Source organism: Citrobacter farmeri, from assembly GCF_019048065.1.
GTDB classification, from domain to species: Bacteria; Pseudomonadota; Gammaproteobacteria; order Enterobacterales; family Enterobacteriaceae; genus Citrobacter_A; species Citrobacter_A farmeri.
Genome location: NZ_CP077291.1, coordinates 3,150,907 through 3,171,664 on the forward strand (window position 1 = coordinate 3,150,907; position 20,758 = coordinate 3,171,664).

The 20,758-nt window shown below is 53.1% G+C and carries 21 protein-coding genes, 5 tRNA genes and 1 other RNA gene; 5 read left to right on the forward strand and 22 right to left on the reverse strand.

The features are described 5' to 3' along the window. From galK to gpmA, 3 genes are all read left to right on the forward strand, one after another. A complete protein-coding gene (gene galK, locus I6L53_RS14835; RefSeq protein ID WP_042320530.1) occupies positions 1-1,149 on the forward strand; it encodes a galactokinase in 1,149 nt (382 codons plus the stop codon). Continuing rightward, positions 1,143-2,183: a galactose-1-epimerase gene (galM, locus tag I6L53_RS14840; RefSeq protein ID WP_042320533.1), complete on the forward strand. Its 1,041-nt coding sequence runs from the start codon at positions 1,143-1,145 to the stop codon at positions 2,181-2,183. Before galK ends, galM begins: the two co-directional genes overlap by 7 nt. A 230-nt stretch (positions 2,184-2,413) precedes the next feature. Then, positions 2,414-3,166 (forward strand): 2,3-diphosphoglycerate-dependent phosphoglycerate mutase, encoded by a 753-nt coding sequence (gene gpmA, locus I6L53_RS14845; protein WP_042320535.1) that lies wholly within the window; start codon positions 2,414-2,416, stop codon positions 3,164-3,166. 41 nt (positions 3,167-3,207) lie between these two features. Here gpmA and I6L53_RS14850 read toward each other — a convergent pair whose 3' ends face one another. From I6L53_RS14850 to aroG, 3 genes are all read right to left on the reverse strand, one after another. Then, complete coding sequence (locus tag I6L53_RS14850; protein WP_042320538.1) at positions 3,208-3,972, reverse strand: ABC transporter ATP-binding protein; 765 nt, start codon at positions 3,970-3,972, stop codon at positions 3,208-3,210. Then, complete coding sequence (locus I6L53_RS14855) at positions 3,969-5,036, reverse strand: FecCD family ABC transporter permease (protein WP_042320540.1); 1,068 nt, start codon at positions 5,034-5,036, stop codon at positions 3,969-3,971. The genes I6L53_RS14850 and I6L53_RS14855 overlap by 4 nt, the downstream gene beginning before the upstream one ends. Positions 5,037-5,186: 150 nt before the next feature. Further along, the gene (aroG, locus tag I6L53_RS14860; RefSeq protein ID WP_042320542.1) at positions 5,187-6,239 is read right to left on the reverse strand and encodes a 3-deoxy-7-phosphoheptulonate synthase AroG; all 1,053 of its coding nucleotides are present in this window, start codon (positions 6,237-6,239) and stop codon (positions 5,187-5,189) included. A gap of 317 nt (positions 6,240-6,556) precedes the next feature. Here aroG and I6L53_RS14865 point away from each other — a divergent pair, with 317 nt between their 5' ends. Both I6L53_RS14865 and zitB read left to right on the forward strand, forming a co-directional pair. After that, complete coding sequence (locus tag I6L53_RS14865; protein ID WP_042320545.1) at positions 6,557-6,931, forward strand: YbgS-like family protein; 375 nt, start codon at positions 6,557-6,559, stop codon at positions 6,929-6,931. 112 nt (positions 6,932-7,043) lie between these two features. Further along, positions 7,044-7,985 carry a CDF family zinc transporter ZitB gene (zitB, locus tag I6L53_RS14870; RefSeq protein WP_042320547.1) on the forward strand — a complete coding sequence of 314 codons (942 nt, stop codon included), beginning with the start codon at positions 7,044-7,046 and terminating at the stop codon, positions 7,983-7,985. Here zitB and pnuC read toward each other — a convergent pair. The 19 genes from pnuC to cydA form a co-directional block, all read right to left on the reverse strand. Then, the gene (gene pnuC, locus I6L53_RS14875) at positions 7,982-8,701 is read right to left on the reverse strand and encodes a nicotinamide riboside transporter PnuC (RefSeq protein WP_042320551.1); all 720 of its coding nucleotides are present in this window, start codon (positions 8,699-8,701) and stop codon (positions 7,982-7,984) included. The genes zitB and pnuC overlap by 4 nt on opposite strands. Before the next feature lie 25 nt (positions 8,702-8,726). After that, positions 8,727-9,770 (reverse strand): quinolinate synthase NadA, encoded by a 1,044-nt coding sequence (gene nadA, locus I6L53_RS14880; RefSeq protein WP_042320553.1) that lies wholly within the window; start codon positions 9,768-9,770, stop codon positions 8,727-8,729. A 303-nt stretch (positions 9,771-10,073) separates the two neighbouring features. Continuing rightward, positions 10,074-10,208, reverse strand: a non-coding RNA gene (locus I6L53_RS14885) — RtT sRNA. Positions 10,209-10,230: 22 nt separating this feature from the next. Next, positions 10,231-10,306: transfer RNA gene (locus I6L53_RS14890), tRNA-Lys, on the reverse strand. 32 nt (positions 10,307-10,338) lie between these two features. Next, positions 10,339-10,414 (reverse strand) — tRNA-Lys (locus I6L53_RS14895). Between the two features lie 145 nt (positions 10,415-10,559). Next, a tRNA-Lys gene (locus I6L53_RS14900) sits at positions 10,560-10,635 on the reverse strand. A 3-nt stretch (positions 10,636-10,638) separates the two neighbouring features. Continuing rightward, a tRNA-Val gene (locus tag I6L53_RS14905) sits at positions 10,639-10,714 on the reverse strand. A 137-nt stretch (positions 10,715-10,851) separates the two neighbouring features. Then, positions 10,852-10,927 (reverse strand) — tRNA-Lys (locus I6L53_RS14910). A 164-nt stretch (positions 10,928-11,091) separates the two neighbouring features. Continuing rightward, on the reverse strand, positions 11,092-11,886 hold the full coding sequence (cpoB, locus tag I6L53_RS14915) for a cell division protein CpoB (protein WP_042320585.1): 795 nt from the start codon (positions 11,884-11,886) through the stop codon (positions 11,092-11,094). A gap of 9 nt (positions 11,887-11,895) precedes the next feature. Beyond that, positions 11,896-12,414, reverse strand: a complete 519-nt coding sequence (gene pal / locus I6L53_RS14920) for a peptidoglycan-associated lipoprotein Pal (RefSeq protein WP_006685431.1) — start codon at positions 12,412-12,414, stop codon at positions 11,896-11,898. Between the two features lie 34 nt (positions 12,415-12,448). Further along, entirely contained in the window at positions 12,449-13,741 is a 1,293-nt protein-coding gene (gene tolB / locus I6L53_RS14925; protein ID WP_042320586.1) for a Tol-Pal system beta propeller repeat protein TolB, read from the reverse strand. A gap of 131 nt (positions 13,742-13,872) precedes the next feature. After that, the gene (gene tolA / locus I6L53_RS14930) at positions 13,873-15,105 is read right to left on the reverse strand and encodes a cell envelope integrity protein TolA (protein WP_042320589.1); all 1,233 of its coding nucleotides are present in this window, start codon (positions 15,103-15,105) and stop codon (positions 13,873-13,875) included. A 62-nt stretch (positions 15,106-15,167) separates the two neighbouring features. Continuing rightward, on the reverse strand, positions 15,168-15,596 hold the full coding sequence (gene tolR, locus I6L53_RS14935; protein ID WP_042320591.1) for a colicin uptake protein TolR: 429 nt from the start codon (positions 15,594-15,596) through the stop codon (positions 15,168-15,170). 3 nt (positions 15,597-15,599) lie between these two features. Continuing rightward, positions 15,600-16,292, reverse strand: coding sequence for a Tol-Pal system protein TolQ (tolQ, locus tag I6L53_RS14940; RefSeq protein WP_080343208.1), 693 nt, complete (start codon positions 16,290-16,292; stop codon positions 15,600-15,602). Further along, positions 16,289-16,693, reverse strand: a complete 405-nt coding sequence (gene ybgC / locus I6L53_RS14945) for a tol-pal system-associated acyl-CoA thioesterase (RefSeq protein ID WP_042320594.1) — start codon at positions 16,691-16,693, stop codon at positions 16,289-16,291. Before ybgC ends, tolQ begins: the two co-directional genes overlap by 4 nt. 149 nt (positions 16,694-16,842) lie before the next feature. Continuing rightward, positions 16,843-17,136 carry a cyd operon protein YbgE gene (gene ybgE / locus I6L53_RS14950; RefSeq protein ID WP_042320596.1) on the reverse strand — a complete coding sequence of 98 codons (294 nt, stop codon included), beginning with the start codon at positions 17,134-17,136 and terminating at the stop codon, positions 16,843-16,845. Further along, complete coding sequence (gene cydX, locus I6L53_RS14955) at positions 17,136-17,249, reverse strand: cytochrome bd-I oxidase subunit CydX (protein WP_042320599.1); 114 nt, start codon at positions 17,247-17,249, stop codon at positions 17,136-17,138. The genes ybgE and cydX overlap by 1 nt, the downstream gene beginning before the upstream one ends. A gap of 15 nt (positions 17,250-17,264) precedes the next feature. Beyond that, positions 17,265-18,404, reverse strand: a complete 1,140-nt coding sequence (gene cydB, locus I6L53_RS14960) for a cytochrome d ubiquinol oxidase subunit II (RefSeq protein ID WP_042320601.1) — start codon at positions 18,402-18,404, stop codon at positions 17,265-17,267. 15 nt (positions 18,405-18,419) lie between these two features. Next, positions 18,420-19,988: a cytochrome ubiquinol oxidase subunit I gene (cydA, locus tag I6L53_RS14965; protein WP_042320604.1), complete on the reverse strand. Its 1,569-nt coding sequence runs from the start codon at positions 19,986-19,988 to the stop codon at positions 18,420-18,422. Between the last annotated feature and the right edge of the window lie 770 nt (positions 19,989-20,758).

The following is a 20,758-nucleotide window of genomic DNA, read 5'->3' on the forward strand; positions in this document are numbered from 1 at the left end:
ATGAGTCTGAAAGAAAAAACACAATCTCTGTTTGCAGAAATTTTCGGCTACCCTGCGACCCACACCATTCAGGCACCAGGCCGCGTCAATCTCATCGGTGAACACACCGATTATAACGACGGCTTTGTGTTGCCCTGCGCCATTGATTATCAAACCGTCATCAGTTGTGCTGCCCGCAACGACCGCCTGATCCGCGTCATTGCGGCCGATTACGATAATCAGACTGACAAGTTTTCCCTCGATGCCCCCATTGTGACCCACGACAGCCAACAGTGGGCTAACTACGTGCGCGGCGTAGTGAAACACTTGCTAAAACGCGACAGTAGTTTTGGCGGCGCGGATCTGGTGATCAGCGGGAATGTCCCGCAAGGCGCTGGCCTGAGTTCTTCCGCTTCGCTGGAAGTGGCGGTCGGTACCGTGTTCCAGCAGCTTTACCATCTGCCGCTGGATGGCGCGCAGATTGCGCTCAACGGTCAGGAAGCGGAAAACCAGTTTGTCGGCTGTAACTGCGGGATTATGGATCAGCTCATCTCCGCTCTGGGCAAGAAAGATCATGCCCTGCTGATTGACTGCCGCACGCTCGGCACCAAAGCGGTCTCGATGCCGGAAGGCGTAGCGATCGTCATCATCAACAGCAACTTCAAACGCACGCTGGTCGGCAGCGAATACAACACGCGCCGCCAGCAGTGCGAAACCGGCGCACGTTTCTTCCAGCAACCGGCGTTGCGTGATGTCAGCCTCGAAGCTTTTAACGCCGTGGCGAATGAACTGGACCCACTGGTTGCCAAACGCGTCCGTCATGTGTTAACTGAGAATGCGCGTACTGTTGAAGCCGCCAGCGCGCTGGAAAAAGGCGATCTGGTACGTATGGGGCAACTGATGGCGGAATCGCACGCATCCATGCGTGATGATTTCGAAATCACCGTGCCGCAGATTGATACGCTGGTTGACATCGTTAAAGCCGCAATTGGCGAAAAAGGCGGCGTACGCATGACTGGCGGTGGATTTGGCGGTTGTGTCGTTGCGCTGATCCCGGAAACGCTGGTCCCTGCCGTCCAGCAAGCTGTGGCTGAACAGTACGAAGCTAAAACCGGTATCAAAGAAACATTCTATGTGTGCAAACCATCACAAGGAGCAGGACAGTGCTGAATGAAACACCCGCACTGGCACCCGATGGTCAGCCGTACCGCCTGTTAACCCTGCGCAATAGCGCAGGGATGGTGGTTACGCTGATGGACTGGGGTGCTACGTTACTCTCGGCCCGCATTCCCCTTTCCAACGACTGCGTGCGTGAAGCGCTGCTGGGTTGCGCCAGTCCGGAGCATTATCAGGATCAGGCGGCGTTTCTGGGCGCCTCAATTGGTCGCTACGCTAACCGCATCGCCGACAGTCGCTACACGCTCAACGGGGAAACGGTGACCCTGCAACCCAGCCAGGGTGTAAACCAGTTGCACGGTGGGCCCGACGGATTTGATAAACGCCGCTGGCAAATCGTTAACCATAACGAGCGTCAGGTTCTGTTTACGCTAAGCTCAGACGATGGCGATCAGGGTTTTCCGGGCAACCTCTGCGCGACGGTGCAATATCGTCTGACCGATGACAACCGCATCTCCATTACCTATCGCGCAACGGTGGATAAGCCATGTCCGGTAAACCTGACCAACCACGTCTATTTCAACCTCGACGGCGATCAGACCGATGTGCGCAACCATAAGCTGCAGCTTCTGGCGGATGAGTATCTGCCGGTTGATGCAGATGGGATCCCACGCGAGGGTCTGAAACCGGTCGCCGGAACGTCATTTGATTTCCGCACCGCGAAGGTCATCGCCAGTGAATTTCTTGCCGATGACGACCAGCGCAAAGTGAAGGGTTACGATCACGCCTTCCTGTTGCAGGCAAAAGGCGACAGTAAAAAGCCGGTTGCCCTGCTCTCTTCAGAGGACGGGAAGTTGCAGATGGAGGTCTACACGTCGGCTCCGGCGCTACAGTTTTACTCCGGTAACTTTCTCGGTGGCACCTCATCGCGTGGACCGAAGGCCTACAGCGATTATCAGGGTCTGGCGCTGGAGAGTGAATTCTTACCTGACAGCCCGAACCACCCGGAATGGCCGCAGCCTGACTGCGTGCTTCGCCCCGGCGAAGAGTACACCAGCCTGACGGAGTATCGCTTTATTCCTTCCTGAGGGTGCAATGTCTCTGTACTGATGGCCCGATAACGCATGCGTGTCGGGCCTAAAACACGCCACCTTGCTCAAATCCCCACCACTCAAAGACAAAATCGCAACTCAGAGTTCACAAGAACCTTACACTACTGCACTATTTTCGCTATGGTTATGCGTAAGCATTGCCGCTGACCTGTCACGGCAATATAATGAGAATTATTATCATTCGATAAAGCTTGAGGAGTGAGAGTATGGCTGTAACTAAGCTGGTTCTGGTACGCCACGGCGAAAGCCAGTGGAACAATGAAAACCGCTTTACCGGTTGGTATGACGTTGACCTGTCCGAGAAAGGCGTGGGCGAAGCGAAAGCGGCAGGCAAACTGCTGAAAGCTGAAGGCTATAGCTTCGATTTTGCTTATACCTCTGTGCTGAAACGTGCCATCCACACGCTGTGGAACGTACTGGATGAGCTGGATCAGGCCTGGTTGCCGGTGGAGAAATCCTGGAAACTGAACGAACGTCACTACGGTGCGTTGCAGGGTCTGAACAAAGCGGAAACCGCTGAGAAGTACGGTGACGAGCAGGTTAAACAGTGGCGTCGTGGTTTCGCGGTAACCCCGCCGGAACTGACCAAAGATGACGAGCGCTATCCGGGCCACGATCCACGTTATGCCAAACTGACCGAGAAAGAGCTGCCGCTGACCGAAAGCCTGGCACTGACCATCGATCGCGTTATCCCCTACTGGAACGACACCATTCTGCCACGCATGAAGAGCGGCGAACGCGTCATCATCGCGGCGCACGGTAACTCCCTGCGCGCGCTGGTGAAATACCTCGACAACCTGAGCGAAGAAGAAATCCTTGAGCTGAACATCCCAACCGGCGTACCGCTGGTGTATGAGTTCGACGAAAACTTCAAGCCGCTCAAGCGCTACTATCTGGGTAATGCTGACGAGATCGCCGCGAAAGCCGCTGCCGTCGCTAACCAGGGTAAAGCGAAGTAATCTGAATGGCCCGGCGGCGAATACTGACCGGGTCATTATTCTTATACCCCAATCACCCCATCCAGCACCACCTGCGCCCTGCCCTGTGAGCAGCGCTCCACGCGAGCCTGTACGTTATACACTTCCGCCAGACTTTCTGTGGTGATGACCTTTTCCGGCTCGCCGCTGACGACCCGCTTTCCCGCTTTCAGCATCAGCACATGTTCACAATGGCGCAGCGCAATATTGATGTCATGTACCACCACCACCGTGACCATATTACGTAGCCGGGTTTCACGGCGAACGAGGTTCATCACATGAAACTGGTAGTTCAGATCCAACGCGCTCAGGGGTTCATCGAGCAACAACAACCCGGGACGGCGGATCAGCGATTGCGCCAGCCCCACAAGTTGCCGTTGTCCCCCGGAAAGCTGATCAAGAAAATGCAACGCCAGATGCGCAATCCCTAACTGTTCGAGAATTTCCAGCACCTGTTCATCATCGCGTTTACCCAGCGCCCGCTGCGCGACATGGATTGATTCCAGAACGTGTAAATGTACCCCCTGCGGCAGCGACTGGGGTAAAAACACGACGCTATTGGCCCGCTCAGCCAGCGACAGCGCCGACAGATTTTTGCCCCCAAGTATCATCTCACCCTGCGCGTTGCTCAATCCTGCCAGCGCGCGTAACAAGGTGGATTTTCCGCAACCGTTCGGCCCGAGCAGCGCGGTAATTTTACCGCGCGGCAGCTCGTCGACATTCAGATCCTCAATCACATGTCGTTTCGGATAGCCCGCAGTGACACCTCGCAGGATCAGGCCACTCACGACATACTCCCCCGATGGCGCAAAATAATGCTCAAAAAGAATGGAACCCCCACCAGCGAGGTGACAATGCCCACCGGAATAATGATACCGGGAAGGATATTTTTCGAGGCGACAGAGGCCAGAGAAAGCACCAGCCCGCCCATCAGGACGCTGCCAGGCAGATAGAAGCGGTGATCCTCACCAAACAACAGGCGTGAAATGTGCGGTGCCACCAGACCGATGAAGCCAATCGGCCCGACGAAGGCCACCGAGAGTGCAGACAGCAGGCTAATGCGCAGCAGCGACGACAGGCGTAATCGGCGCACGTTGATACCAAAACTCATCGCCCGATCCTCCCCCAGGCGCAGAGCGGTCAGTTGCCAGGCACTGCGCATTGACCCCACTCCAACGCAGATAAACGCCAACGCCAGTACGCCCAGTTTTTCCCACGACGCCCGCGCCAGACTGCCCATTGTCCAGAACACCAGCCCCTGCAACGTATCCTCATCGGCCACAAACTGCATCATCGACACCAGCGCATTAAAGGTAAACACCAGTGCAATACCAAACAGCACCACACCGGAGGTCGCCACGCGGGTCCAGCGGGTAATGCCGTCGAGTAGCAGTGCAGAGAGCAACGCAAAAATAAAGGCATTCGCCGGGATGAACCACGCGTCAGGAATACCGGGAATGCCGATCCCCAGCACAATTGCCAGCGCCGCGCCAAATGCCGCCGCCGAAGAGACCCCCAACGTAAACGGACTCGCCAGCGGGTTATTGAGGATGGTCTGCATCTCAGCCCCTGCCAACCCCAGCGCCATGCCAACGAGCAACGCCATGAGGGCGTAAGGCAGGCGGATTTCCCAGACGATAACCCGGGAGCCGCCGCTGGCGCTTGTCGGATGGATCAGCGTTTGCCATAGCTCGCCAAGCGGCAATCCTGACGGGCCGAGCGTGAAATCCAGCAACAGCGAGCCAATAATCGCCAGTACGCTTATCAGCACCAGCAGCACGCGCTTGCGAATAATCCTGCGATATTGCGCACTAATGGCATCATCAATGGGTGCCAGAGAAAGATGAGACATAGCGGATAGCGGGAGTTGGCGAATGAAGGCCGGATTATAACGCAATTGTCGCGCGTTATATAAAAAAATACATTTCGATAATTTAATGCGGACGAAGAAAGGACATAAAAAAGCCGACTCCAGGAGTCGGCTTGTCATGTTGAGGATGCGTTATCCGCGACGCGCTTTTACCGCATCCGCGAGTTGGCGCAGGATAGTGTCAGTATCTTCCCAGTTAATGCAGGCATCGGTAATGCTTTTGCCATACACGAGTGGTTCACCACTGTCCGGATTCTGATTGCCTTCAACCAGATGGCTTTCAATCATCACGCCCATAATCGCTGTCTCACCGTTGGCGATTTGTTGGCACACATCCGCCCCGACTTCCATCTGCTTTTTAAACTGCTTGCAGGAGTTGGCATGGCTGAAATCAATCATAATTTGCGCAGGCAGACCCGCTTTCGCCAGACCTTCTTTCACTGCCGTCACGTGCGCAGCGCTGTAGTTCGGTTCTTTACCGCCGCGCAGAATGATATGACAGTCGCCGTTACCACTGGTGTTCACAATGGCAGAGTGACCCCATTTGGTAACCGACAGGAAGCAGTGCGGCGCACCGGCAGCGTTGATAGCATCAATTGCCACTTTGATGGTGCCATCAGTACCGTTCTTGAAGCCAACCGGACAAGAAAGACCGGATGCCAGTTCACGGTGAACCTGTGATTCCGTGGTACGTGCGCCAATCGCGCCCCAGCTCATCATGTCCGCCAGATATTGCGGGGTAATCATATCGAGGAATTCACCTGCCGTTGGCAGGCCGCTGTCGTTGATATCCAGCAACAGCTTACGCGCAATACGCAAACCATCGTTGATCTGGAAGCTGTTATCCATATGAGGATCGTTAATCAACCCTTTCCAGCCAACGGTCGTACGCGGTTTCTCAAAGTAGACACGCATGACGATTTCCAGTTCGCCTTTCAGCGCTTCACGCAGCGCCAACAGGCGACCTGCGTACTCTTTCGCTGCGACAGGATCATGAATTGAGCACGGCCCAATCACCACCAGCAGGCGATCGTCATTCCCTTTCAAAATCTTGTGAATGGCTTTACGCGCATGGGCAACCGTGTTGGCGGCATTTTCTGTAGCGGGGAATTTTTCCAGCAGTGCGACAGGGGGTAATAACTCGTTGATCTCTTTAATACGTAAATCGTCGTTCTGATAATTCATGATTATTCCAGCGTTGCCATACTTATCTAAATGAATGCAATCCCCTCAATCTATATCCTCAGCCGAAAAGTGTAAACGGGCTTTTACACTTCGAACGGATTAATCCTGGAATTCGGCTAAAAAACGCCAGAAAGTAGCGATAAACGAGATCTAACCTACAATTTTTAACTGTAACCACTCTGTTTATGAATCTTTTCAAGATTCTCTGCTGAGCCTTTGCGCTCGTTTGGGATCTTTAACCATTGCCTGACCCTTTGACTGGCATATGCACTGTTGGAAGACGTTATCCGACATCTCAACCAAAACAGGAGCATCTTATGCAAATAACAAAACTGGCTTCACTTTTCCTGACCGCCACGCTCAGCCTCGCCAGCGGCGCTGCCCTGGCCGCCGAAACCAGCACCCAAAGCAATAATGGCCAGGCGAATGCCGCCGCCGACGCCGGCCAGGTTGCTCCGGATGCAAAAGAAAACGTCGCCCCAAATAATGTCGATAACGACAATATCAATTCAGGTGGCACGATGTTGCATCCGAATGGTTCATCCATGAATCACGAGGGAATGACCCAGGATGAGGTGCACAAAAACACGATGTGTAAGGACGGGCGCTGCCCGGACATGAACAAAAAAGTGGAAACCGGTGATGGTATGAACAACGAGGTTGATAGCAAAACCGATGGCACCACGCAGTAAAACTGAAAATCGGGCTGATAAGGGGAGAGCGCTGGCTCTCCTTTTTATATTATTCGTCCAGAAACGGTATGATGTCATACAGTTAAGATGAGAATAACTAAGGGATGACATTATGGCGCACTCACACTCTCATTCTGCCCCTCACCTGCCCGAAGATGGTAATGCCCGCCGACTGCTGCTCGCGTTTTGCATCACGGCGGGCTTCATGTTGCTGGAAGTGGTAGGCGGGATTTTATCCGGTTCGCTGGCGCTGCTCGCCGATGCCGGACATATGCTGACCGATGCCGCCGCGCTATTGTTTGCACTGATGGCCGTCCAGTTTGCCCGCCGACCGCCGACCATTCGCCACACTTTTGGCTGGCTGAGGCTTACAACGCTGGCCGCTTTCGTTAATGCGATTGCGCTGGTGGTCATTACAATTTTAATTGTCTGGGAGGCGATTGAGCGCTTCTACACGCCTCGCCCGGTTGCGGGCGGCATGATGATGATCATCGCCGTCGCTGGCTTGCTGGCAAACATCCTTGCCTTCTGGATCCTGCATCGCGGCAGCGAAGAGAAAAACCTGAACGTACGCGCCGCAGCACTGCATGTGATGGGCGATTTACTGGGTTCAGTCGGGGCTATCGTCGCGGCGGTGATTATTATCTGGACCGGCTGGACGCCAGCGGACCCCATTCTGTCCATACTGGTTTCGCTGCTGGTCCTGCGCAGCGCGTGGCGTTTATTGAAAGATAGCGTGAATGAGTTACTGGAAGGTGCCCCGGTCTCGCTGGATATCGCTGCCCTGCAACGCCACCTCAGCCGGGAGCTTCCCGAAGTGCGTAACGTGCATCACGTGCACGTGTGGATGGTGGGAGAAAAACCCGTCATGACCCTGCATGTACAGGTGATCCCGCCGCACGATCATGACGGGCTGCTGGAACGCATCCAGCACTTCCTCATTCATCATTACCAGATTGAACATGCCACCATTCAGATGGAATATCAGCCCTGTCATGGGCCGGACTGCGATCTGAACCAGAAAGTGTCCGACCATTCACATCACCATCACTAATGAGACAGCGCGTGTGAGCCTCGTTCGCGCGCGCTGTTAATCCACATCCTGCTGCCGTTGAGCGCAATGAAGGTCAGGATCAAGTACTCCAGCGACATCGCATAGACCCCTTGCAGGGCAAAGATCACGACGCTAATCACATTGATAACGACCCACAGCAGCCAGTTCTCGACGTATTTACGAGTCATCAGGATCATCGCCACAATCGACAGCACCATCATACAAGAATCCCAGAAGGGGAAGGCATCAGGCTGCAGTTGCAAAACGGTAACCTGCAAGCCCAGCATCTGCATGATTGTCACCGCAATGCGGGTCAAAAAGGCAAAAACCGGGTCGATATAGACCGTCATCAGGCCAATCGCCACCACGCAAACCGCCAGCCAGCCCAGCGCCTTAGGCAGGGGCAACCAGCGAATTTTAAGTTCCGCCTCGTTTTGTGTGGTCTGCCGCGACCAGGCGTACCAGCCATAAATGTTGGCCGCGAAGAAGAAAAGCTGCAGCAGCAGGCTGGCGTAAAGCTGGATCTGGAAAAAGATAATCGCAAACAACGTGACGTTAATCAGGCCGAAAACGTAGTTGCTGATCTTCTCCATGCTGGCAAGGCCAATACACAGCAAACCGGCAATGGTGCCCACGGCTTCGATCCATGACAGATCGTAACCTCCTGCACCGATTGGAATATGTACCAGAATGTTCTGCGTGCTAAAAAAGTCCATCTTTTCCCCCAGAGCGTTTGATTATCTACGCACGTAGTGTAGCCGCAAATTCCAGCATGCGATTTAACGGCACGAGTGCGCCTTCTCGCAGCGCCTCATCAACGTGTATCTCATGGGGCTTCCCACCCTGCTCCAGGCCTTCAGCGATCGCTTTGAGGCCGTTCATCGCCATCCACGGACAGTGCGCGCAACTGCGACAGGTGGCGCCTTCACCGGCAGTGGGTGCTTCCAGCAACTCTTTACCCGGCACCGCTTGCTGCATTTTATAGAAAATCCCGCGATCGGTGGCGACAATAAGTTGCTGATGCGGCAAGGTTTTGGCTGCATTAATGAGCTGACTGGTCGAACCAACGGCGTCGGCCATGTCCACTATCGACTGTGGTGATTCCGGATGAACCAGGATCGCCGCATCCGGATACAGCCCTTTCATACGAGTCAGCGCCTGCGTTTTGAACTCATCATGGACGATGCACGCCCCCTGCCAGCAAAGAACATCCGCACCCGTCTGTTTCTGGACATATTTCCCAAGATGACGATCCGGTGCCCAGATGATTTTTTCACCCAAACTATCCAGATGCTCAATCAGTTCAACGGCAATACTGGACGTCACCACCCAGTCGGCGCGAGCCTTAACCGCCGCAGAAGTATTCGCGTAGACCACGACGGTGCGATCCGGATGGGCATCGCAGAACGTGCTGAACGCGTCAATCGGACACCCGAGATCTAACGAGCATTCCGCCTCCAGAGTCGGCATTAAAATGGTTTTTTCCGGGCTGAGGATTTTAGCCGTCTCGCCCATAAAGCGCACCCCTGCGACAAGCAGCGTCGAGGCAGGATGATTAGCGCCAAAGCGGGCCATCTCCAGTGAATCAGAGATACAACCGCCGGTCTCTTCCGCCAGTTGCTGGATTTCAGGGTCAGTGTAATAGTGCGCGACCATCACCGCATCGCGCTCTTTCAGCAGGCGCTTGATCTTTTCGCGGTAGAACGCCTTTTCATCAACGCTCAAAGGTACAGGCTTCGGGGGAAATGGATAGATTGCGGCTTCAGGGTCAAACATCACGCTCATCATGCTTTCTCGTTTTACTGGCTTAACGAAATAACCGACTAAAGACGTGAAGCATGTCATGATCGGTCATATTTGTTTTATATGCTAAACAAGATAGCGGATTGAGCAGAAAAAGTCACAACAATTGCGCTTGCTGACACTGGATAACGCGACCTGATGCCTTATCCGGCCTACAAGGACGTAGCCATTGACCTGGCCAATCATTGTAGGCCTGATAAGCGAAGCGCCATCAGGCATGACACAGGTTCGAATCATCAAATTCTGCACATAGCAAAAAGGCGCCGCCAGCGCCCTCTTTTACACTGGTGGGTCGTGCAGGATGACTCGCTTCGCTCGCCCTTCGAGCCGTCGCCGCAAGCGGCTCCGTTGTTTCGCTGCGCTCAACACCGAACCTGCTGCAGGTTCAAATCATCAAATTCTGCACATAGCAAAAAGGCGCCTTTAGGGCGCCTTTTTACACTGGTGGGTCGTGCAGGATTCGAACCTGCGACCAATTGATTAAAAGTCAACTGCTCTACCAACTGAGCTAACGACCCCTTGCGGGATTTTCTTACTTTATCATTCAGGATGGTGGGTCGTGCAGGATTCGAACCTGCGACCAATTGATTAAAAGTCAACTGCTCTACCAACTGAGCTAACGACCCGTTCGGGTGTTACCTGAAAGATTTTACTCGGTTACCAATTTAAAATTGGTGGGTCGTGCAGGATGACTCGGCTTTGCCTCGCCCTTCGGGCCGTTGCTGACGCAACGTTATCCTTCACGTTCAACATCTGAGTGCGATGTTAAATTGGTGGGTCGTGCAGGATTCGAACCTGCGACCAATTGATTAAAAGTCAACTGCTCTACCAACTGAGCTAACGACCCGAGTGGTGGGTGATGACGGGATCGAACCGCCGACCCCCTCCTTGTAAGGGAGGTGCTCTCCCAGCTGAGCTAATCACCCGATACTACGCTGGATACTACTGACTCACTTTATGAGTGGTGGGTCGTGCAGGATGACTCGGCTTTGCCTTGCCCTACGGGCCGTTGCTGACGCAACGTTATCCTTCACGCTTTACTATCGTTTTCCACCGTAACGATTGGTGGGTCGTGCAGGATTCGAACCTGCGACCAATTGATTAAAAGTCAACTGCTCTACCAACTGAGCTAACGACCCACTTTTGCGTTGTTTTCAGGATGTTTGATATCCCGTGGCAACGGCGGCATATATTACTGATTTCAGAATTGAGCGCAACAAAAATTTCGATGCAGATCACTCAACTGCTTAGGAATCGCACGACACGACCAGAAATAATTCGATTTCTGGTCGCATGCTGTGCATTACATCGCGCCAAGACGTTTCTGCGCTTGTTTCGCGCCTTCGGTGCCTGGATATTTGCTGATAACCTGCTGATATACCGCTTTCGCTTTCGCGCTGTCACCTTTGTCCTGCATGATCACGCCGACTTTATACATCGCGTCGGACGCCTTAGGTGACTTCGGGTAGTTCTTTACCACCGAAGCAAAATAAAACGCGGCATCATCTTTTTTACCCTTGTTGTAATTCAACTGACCGAGCCAATAGTTGGCATTCGGCTGATAGGTAGAATCAGGGTACTTTTTGATGAAGTTCTGGAATGCCACAATCGCATCATCCTGGCGGGATTTATCCTGCACCAGAGCGATTGCCGCATTGTAATCGGTATTCGCGTCACCGCTTTGTACCGGCGCTCCCGACGTCGCAGCACCCGCATCAGGCGCAGGTGTCGCTGCCCCCGTTGCAGCTCCGCTCTGATCGCCGCTAGCAGGTTGCGCAGTAGCACCAGCGCTACTCAAACTGTCCATCTGCAACAGGATCTGCTTCTGACGCTCAACGACCTGATTCAGTTGATACTGACTTTCCTGAATTTGACCACGCAGGGAGTCGATATCGGCCTGATTATCAGAGAGTTGCTGCTGGAGTTGGGTTAAAAGCTGGCTGTGAGCGTTAGAAATACGCTCGAGTTGAGTGACACGGTCTTCGACCGAGCCTGAGCCGACACTACTGATTGGCGCCTGAGCAAAAGCGGCCCAGGGGGCCGCTATGCCAACCAGTAACGACAGACTCAACAGATGATGTCTGAAGTTACTGCTCATGCAATTCTCTTAGTAAACCAGTACGGCACGACGGTTTTTGGAGTAAGCCGCTTCGTCGTGACCCAGTACTGCAGGTTTTTCTTTACCGTAAGAAACGATGGAGATCTGGTCAGCAGAAACGCCTTTACCCTGCAGGTACATCTTAACAGCGTTCGCACGACGTTCACCCAGGGAGATGTTGTACTCAGGAGTACCACGTTCGTCCGCGTGACCTTCTACGGTGACTTTGTAAGACGGGTTGCTACGCAGGAAGTTAGCGTGCGCATCCAGCATTGCAGCGAAGTCAGAACGGATATCGTACTTGTCCAGATCGAAGTAAACGATGTTGTTCTGCTGCAGTTGTTGCATCTGCAGACGCGCTTGCTCTTCGGAGGACATGTTGCCGCTGCCGTTTGCATCCATACCAGTGCCGGCACCCAGCATGCCTTCGCTGCCGTCATTGCTGGCGTTCTTGTTAGAAGAACATGCCGCAATAGCCATAACAGGCAGAGCGATCATCAGCCCTTTCAGCACTTTGTTCAGTTGCATTTCAATGATTCCTTTATTAATCAATTATTTATTATCACAGATACGGCGACCAGGCAGGGAATTTAACCTGTCCATCAGTTGCCGGAAGACGCGCTTTGAAACGCCCATCTGTAGAAACCAAATTCAGCACGGATCCCATCCCCTGAGAAGAGCTGTAGATTACCATAGTGCCGTTAGGTGCCAGACTTGGCGTTTCGTCCAGGAACGTTGACGACAGAACTTGTACGCCACCCGCTACCAGATCTTGTTTGGCAATGTGCTGCTGACCATTGGCCGAACTTACCATTACCATAAATTTGCCGTCGCTGCTGACATCAGCATCCTGGTTTTGTGAACCTTCCCAGGTAATACGCTGCGGAGCACCGCCATTAACGTTAACTTTATACACTTGCGGACGACCCGCCTGATCCGACGTAAAGGCCAGGTTTTGGCTGTCCGGGAACCAGGTCGGCTCCGTATTGTTGCTGCGACCATCGGTCACCTGACGGATCTGGCCAGAGCCAACATCCATCACGTACAGGTTCAGACTCCCGGTTTTAGACAGGGCAAATGCCAGTTTGCTGCCATCCGGAGAGAACGCCGGCGCACCGTTGTGACGCGGGAATGACGCAACCTGACGAACAGCACCGTTAGACAGCGTCTGAATAACCAGTGCAGAACGACCGCTTTCGAAGGTCACATACGCCAGTTTAGAACCGTCCGGAGACCAGGCCGGAGACATCAACGGCTGTGGTGAACGGTGAACCACAAACTGGTTGTAGCCATCGTAGTCAGACACGCGCAGTTCATACGGGAACTGGCCGCCGTTAGTCTGCACAACATACGCGATACGAGTGCGGAATGCGCCTTTAATGCCGGTCAGTTTCTCAAACACTTCGTCACTGGCAGTATGACCAGCATAACGCAGCCATTGCTTGTTCACTTTGTAGGAGTTCTGAGCCAGTACAGTACCCGGTGCGCCGCCGGTGTCAACCAGTTGATAGGCGACATTGTAGGAACCGTCCGGATTAGGAGTAACCTGACCGACCACGACCGCATCAATACCCAGCGCAGACCAGGCAGCAGGTTGTACTTCCTGCGCAGTCCCCGGCTGCTGCGGCAAACGAGACCGGTCTAGCGGATTGAATTTACCGCTGTTGCGCAGGTCTGCGCCAACGATACCACCGATATCTTCAGGTGCAGCACCCGGCCCTGCCCACTGGAATGGCACAACGCCAATCGGGCGCGCCGAGTCCACCCCCTGGGTGATCTCGATACGAACTTCTGCATGCAGCACCGCTGCCCACAGCATTAAAAAACCAAATGCTACTCGTAATGCCTGCTTCATCATATCTCCCTTATCCGGGCGATCTGCCCACGATAATTTAGCAGAATGTTAACAAACTCAAATACACAAAACTACCAGAACCCAGCGACTACCGCAGATTGTTTTCCCCGTCATGACGGGGAAAGTTTAGCTTACGGTTTAAAGTCCAGAGGTGCATTTTTAAACACTTCATATACCGCCTGGCTCGGTGGTTTTGGAATCTTCGCTTGTCGGGCTGCAGCAAGCGCTGCCTGACAAAGCGCGGGATCGCCACCTTCAGACTGGATATCAAGCAACATACCGTCAGAAGCCAGTTTTATCCGCAGCGTACAGGTCTTACCTGCATAAGACGATGCGTCGTAGAACTTGCTCTCAATAGCAGATTTAATCTGCCCGGCATAGTTGCTGATGTCCGCGCCTGATGCGCCATTATTTTTAGTATTACCACTCCCCGCAGGAGAAGCGTTGTTCCCTTTTGCCCCACCGCCGGTTTTCGGCGCATTCTTACCAGAGCTGAGATCGCCAAGCAGATCGTCAACGCCGGATGCCGCAGCGGCTTTTTCCGCCGCAGCCTTTTTGGCCGCCGCGGCTTTTTCTGCAGCGGCTTTCTTATCGGCAGCGGCTTTCTCAACTGCAGCTTTTTTATCAGCGGCAGCCTTTTCCGCGGCCGCTTTTTTCTCAGCGGCGGCTTTCTCGGCCGCTGCTGCTTTGGCTGCCGCGGCTTTTTCTGCGGCTGCTTTCTTCGCAGCGTCGGCCTGAGCCTGCTTAGCAGCTTCAGCTTCGGCTTTCTTCTTCGCGTCGGCTGCAGCTTTAGCCGCTTCTGCTTCCGCTTTCTTCTTCGCATCAGCAGCAGCTTTAGCCGCTTCTGCTTCCGCTTTCTTCTGTGCATCCGCCGCGGCTTTCTTCGCGGCTTCTGCGGCTTCTTTCACCTGCGCGTCAGCTTTCGCTTTGGCATCTGCTGCGGCTTTCTGCGCCGCTTCTTCAGCCTGTTTCTGCTGTTCCTGCGCTTTCTTCGCATCAGCTTCAGCCTGCTTCTGCTGTTCCTGAGCCGCTAAACGTTCTTTCTCAATCTGCTTAAGCCGTTCCTGTTCTGCAGCCTGCTTCTCGCGAAGCTCTTCCGCCTGCTGCTGCTCCAGTTTTTCACGTTGCTCTTTGGCACGCTGCGCACTCGACTGTTGCTGCTGCTGACGTTCGTACTGCTGAACCACGGCGCCAGGATCAACCATCACGGCATCGATGGAAGAACCACCGCCGCCGCCGGCTGAAGCCTCTATATGCTCATCGAACGAACTCCAGATCAGGACTGCAAATAGAATGACATGCAGTACCGCTGAAATAATTATCGCCCGTTTGAGCTTGTCGTTTTGTTCGGTTGCCTTTGACACTCTCGGTTCCCAAAAACTGTTCGCCTGTTACACGCTCTCTTTCAAACCAGAGACGCAAATGATCAGATAGGCTGCGTCATTAAGCCAACCGACTTCACACCCGCGCTGTGCAACAAGTTCAGCGCTTTAATTATTTCATCGTAAGGCACGTCTTTCGCGCCCCCGATCAAGAAGACCGTTTTCGGATTTGACTCCAGACGACTTTTCGCTTCGGCAATCACCTGTTCCGGCGGCAGTTGATCCATTCGATCCTTCTCTACCACCACGCTGTACTGCCCTACTCCGGAAACTTCAATAATGACCGGCGGATTGTCGTTGCTGCTCACAGCCTGCGACTCGGTCGCATCCGGCAGATCGACTTCCACGCTCTGCGTAATGATCGGCGCTGTCGCCATAAAGATCAGCAGCAGCACCAGCAGGACGTCGAGCAACGGTACGATGTTGATTTCGGACTTCAGGTCGCGACGACCTCGTCCACGCGATCTGGCCATGGCTTACCCCTTGTTGCTTTCGCTAACGGTAAACGCCTGACGGTGCAGAATCGCGGTGAACTCTTCCATAAAGTTGTCGTAATTCAGTTCCAGCTTGTTAACACGCTGATTCAGGCGGTTGTAGGCCATGACCGCCGGGATTGCAGCAAACAGACCAATCGCTGTGGCAATCAATGCTTCCGCGATACCCGGTGCAACCATCTGCAACGTCGCCTGTTTTACCGCCCCGAGCGCGATAAACGCGTGCATGATCCCCCACACGGTACCGAACAGACCGATATACGGACTGATAGAACCTACGGTGCCAAGGAACGGAATATGCGTTTCCAGCGTTTCAAGTTCACGGTTCATCGAAATTCGCATCGCACGAGATGCTCCTTCCACTACGGCCTCTGGCGCATGACTGTTTGCCCGATGCAGTCGCGCAAACTCTTTGAACCCGCTATAGAAGATTTGTTCCGAACCCGCCAGATTATCACGGCGTCCCTGGCTCTCCTGATACAGACGAGACAGTTCGATTCCGGACCAGAACTTGTCTTCGAACGCTTCGGCTTCACGCGCTGCAGCGTTAAGAATACGGGTCCGCTGGATAATGATGGCCCAGGATGCGATTGAAAAACCAATCAAAATCAACATGATAAGTTTAACCAGAAGGCTTGCCTTCAGGAACAAATCAAGGATATTCATGTCAGTCACTGCTTAAACTCCGCGACAATAGACTTGGGAAGCGCACGAGGCTTCATTTTGAGTGGATCAACGCAAACAATCAGAACCTCAGCCTCATTGAGCACGGTGTTCTCTGCGTTGACAATGCGTTGCGTGAAAACCAAAGAGGTGCCACGCATTGACGTAATTTCTGTTTGGATTTCGAGCATATCGTCGAGTCGCGCAGGCGCATAGTATTCCAGCGTCATTTTTCGCACCACGAAGGCAACTCGCTCCGCCAGCAACACCTGCTGACTGAAGTGATGATGACGCAGCATCTCTGTGCGTGCTCTTTCATAAAAAGCGACGTAACTGGCATGATAAACCACACCACCGGCGTCGGTGTCTTCGTAGTAGACACGTACCGGCCATCGAAACAGCGTTGTATTCACTTTACATCCCGGTAATGCAACAAAAGTTAGTGCTTTTAAACGTTGCTACTATACGCGCGCGATTGAGGCTTGGGAATGGGGAGAGGTTAAGGGAGAGTAAAAATTTATGGGCTTATGCAAGCCCATAGATCATTAAGGATGTTTCTTATTCAAAAGAAGAAGAAAATGAGACCGACAATAAGCACGATATCGGCGAGTAGCGGAGAAAAAATCCCTTGCCAGTGTGCGGCGCGAGGCCGAAAACCCACGCCATGAATGATGCCCGCACAGACTGCCCACATCAGCAGCAGACCGTGCCAGATTTCCAGCCCGCTGGTTTTAGCCGCGAAGCGGGAGGGGTCCCAAAACATACATCCTGCTAACACTAACGCCATCACCAAAGAAAGCGCCCGTAACGGGCGCTTGTCCATCGCGTTATATTGCATCGCGATCAGGGTGGTCATCAGTGTTCTTCTTGACCGTCTTTGCTTGCCTCGACGTGCTCAAGGGCCAGCGCGGTGATGATCCCAAATGCACAGGCAAGAAGCGTTCCCAGAATCCAGGCGAAATACCACATAGTTTTGCTCCTTACTTAGTACAGAGAGTGGGTATTGCTTTCAATATGTTCTTTGGTGATGCGACCAAACATTTTCCAGTAACACCAGGTGGTGTAGATGAGAATGATCGGTACAAACACTACAGCAACCCAGGTCATCACATTCAACGTCAACTGGCTGGACGTCGCATCCCACATGGTCAGGCTTGCGTTCATCATGGTGCTTGAAGGCATCACGAACGGGAACATCGCGATACCGGCAGTCAGGATGATGCAGGCCAACGTCAGAGAAGAGAACAGGAATGCCCATGCCCCTTTCTCCATACGGGACGTCAGAATTGTCAGCAGCGGCAGCGCCACGCCCAGTGCCGGAACCAGCCACAGGATAGGTGCATTGTTGAAATTCACCATCCAGGCACCCGCTTCACGCGCCACTTCTTTGGTCAGCGGGTTAGACGCCGCATGATGGTCAACCGCAGAGGTCACCACGTAGCCGTCAATACCGTACATCACCCAGACCCCCGCCAGCGCGAAGCAGACCAGAGTGACCAGCGCCGCAATTTGCGATGTCGCACGGGCACGCAGGTGCAGTTCACCCACGGTACGCATCTGCAGATAGGTCGCGCCCTGAGTAATGATCATCCCCACGCTCACCACGCCAGCCAGCAGGCCAAACGGGTTCAGTAACTGGAAGAAGTTACCGGTATAATACAGACGCAGGTACTCATCAATATGGAAAGGTACGCCCTGCAACAGGTTGCCAAATGCCACGCCGATCACCAGCGGCGGCACGAAACTCCCCACGAAGATGCCCCAGTCCCACATGTTACGCCAGCGAGTATCTTCAATCTTAGAGCGGTAATCAAAACCGACCGGACGAAAGAACAAGGACGCCAGCACGAGGATCATCGCCACATAGAATCCGGAGAACGCAGCGGCATAGACCATCGGCCAGGCCGCAAACAGTGCGCCGCCCGCGGTGATAAGCCACACCTGGTTACCGTCCCAGTGCGGGGCGATGGAGTTAATCATAATTCGACGCTCGGTATCGTTACGACCGAGGAAACGGGTGAGCATGCCCACCCCCATGTCGAAGCCATCGGTGACCGCAAATCCAATCAGCAGAATGCCAACCAGCAGCCACCAGATAAAACGTAGTACTTCATAATCGATCATTTGACGACTCCTGTCTTAGCGTGCCGGCTGAGTAGTCGCGGTGGACTGCTCAAAGTGATAGCGACCGGTTTTCAGGCTGCTTGGGCCAAGGCGTGCGAACTTGAACATCAGGAACAGTTCAGCCACCAGGAACAGGGTATACAGGCCGCAAATCAGGATCATGGAGAACAGCAGGTCGCCGACGGTCAGCGACGAGTTCGCCACTGCGGTTGGCAACACCTCACCGATCGCCCACGGCTGACGGCCATATTCAGCGACAAACCAGCCGGCTTCTACAGCAATCCACGGCAGCGGAATACCGTACAGCGCGGCGCGCAGCAGCCATTTCTTCTCGCCAATGCGGTTACGAATCACACTCCAGAAGGAGAGCGCAATGATCGCCAGCAGCAGGAAGCCGCATGCCACCATGATACGGAAGGCAAAATACAGCGGCGCAACGCGTGGAATAGAATCTTTCGTCGCCTGCTGAATCTGAGCTTCAGTCGCATCAGAGACGTTCGGAGTATAGCGTTTCAGCAGCAGACCATAGCCGAGGTCTTTCTTCATGCTGTTGAACTGATCGCGAACCGCCTGATCGGTCGAACCTGCACGCAGTTGCTCCAGCAGTTCATACGCTTTCATCCCGTTACGGATACGCTCTTCATGCTGCACCATCAGGTCTTTCAAACCAATAACCGGCGTGTCCACAGAACGCGTGGCTATGATGCCCAATGCGTAAGGGATCTGAATCGCCAGTTTATTTTCCTGCGTTTCCTGGTCCGGAATACCGAACAAGGTAAAGGCAGCCGGAGCAGGCTGAGTCTCCCACTCTGCTTCAATTGCAGCGAGTTTGGTTTTCTGCACGTCGCCCATTTCGTAACCGGATTCATCACCCAGAACGATAACAGACAGCACGGCAGCCATACCGAAGCTGGCAGCAATAGCGAAAGAGCGTTTTGCGAAAGCGATGTCGCGGCCTTTCAGCAGGTAGTACGCACTGATGCCGAGCACGAACATCGCACCGGTCACATAGCCAGACGCCACGGTGTGAACAAATTTCACCTGAGCGACCGGGTTAAGGACCAGTTCAGAGAAGCTCACCATCTCCATACGCATGGTTTCGAAGTTGAAATCCGATGCGATAGGGTTCTGCATCCAGCCGTTTGCGACCAGGATCCACAGAGCTGACAGGTTAGAACCTAAAGCGACCAGCCAGGTTACCGCCATGTGCTGAACTTTGCCCAGACGATCCCAGCCGAAGAAGAACAGACCTACAAAGGTGGATTCGAGGAAGAAGGCCATCAGACCTTCGATCGCCAGCGGCGCACCGAAGATATCCCCCACATAGTGAGAATAATAAGACCAGTTTGTCCCGAACTGGAACTCCATAGTCAGCCCGGTTGCCACACCCAGAGCGAAGTTGATACCAAACAACTTGCCCCAGAACTTAGTCATATCTTTATAAATCTGTTTGCCGGAAAGGACGTAGACCGTTTCCATAATGGCCAGCAGGAACGCCATACCGAGCGTCAGTGGCACAAAAAGGAAGTGGTACATCGCGGTCAAGGCAAACTGTAAGCGCGACAGTTCGACTATATCTAACATCATGACTCCTTGCTCATCGCATGAAGACTCCGAGAGTGACCCCGTTAGAAAGGGTCACACGCATGCCCCAATACAAATTTATTTGTGCACTCTCACCGTTACTGTTTTCCTGGAGAAGGAAACAGAAAGGGCGAAAGGTTACAAACATGTTAATAAAAAACTCAAATTGATCCCGCAATTATATTACGCCGCAAAATCCTTACAATAAACAGGTTTTTATTGAGGAAGATTTGCATTTTTCGACAGTGATCAATTTATAGCGAATTTATCATCTTTCCACCAATTTGATCGGCGACAATTTATCGTGTTTCGCATCCTTTTTCCAACGTTTAAACATTGATTTAAATCAAAAACAGTGCTTTTTGTTAATCATGTTTAATTTTAGTATTTGTAGTGAAAAACATGTTGCCAACATGTGTCTTTGCGGGTAGGAATGGTTACCAGATGAAAATGTATATATAAAAAGACAGTGTTTAAATTAACGCGGTAGCGGCATTTTCCGTAGCCCTGGCCCGATCAATTTAGCGTAGTCAATTTTCGGCTATTTTCCAGAGGTGAAGAGTTCACACGTCATTATTCACAATTATTTTACTTTTAAGGAGAAATGAATTAACACCGCATTGTTATTATTCCGTTAACAATAAGATGACACCGTACGCAGCACCGATCTGTTTGCTGATTATTCCGCCAGATATGTCCCGGCCTGTTCAGAATGTTGGCGAAGAATCGTTCACTCCTCCCCGGTATGAACTCCCCCTTTGTCAGTCCAC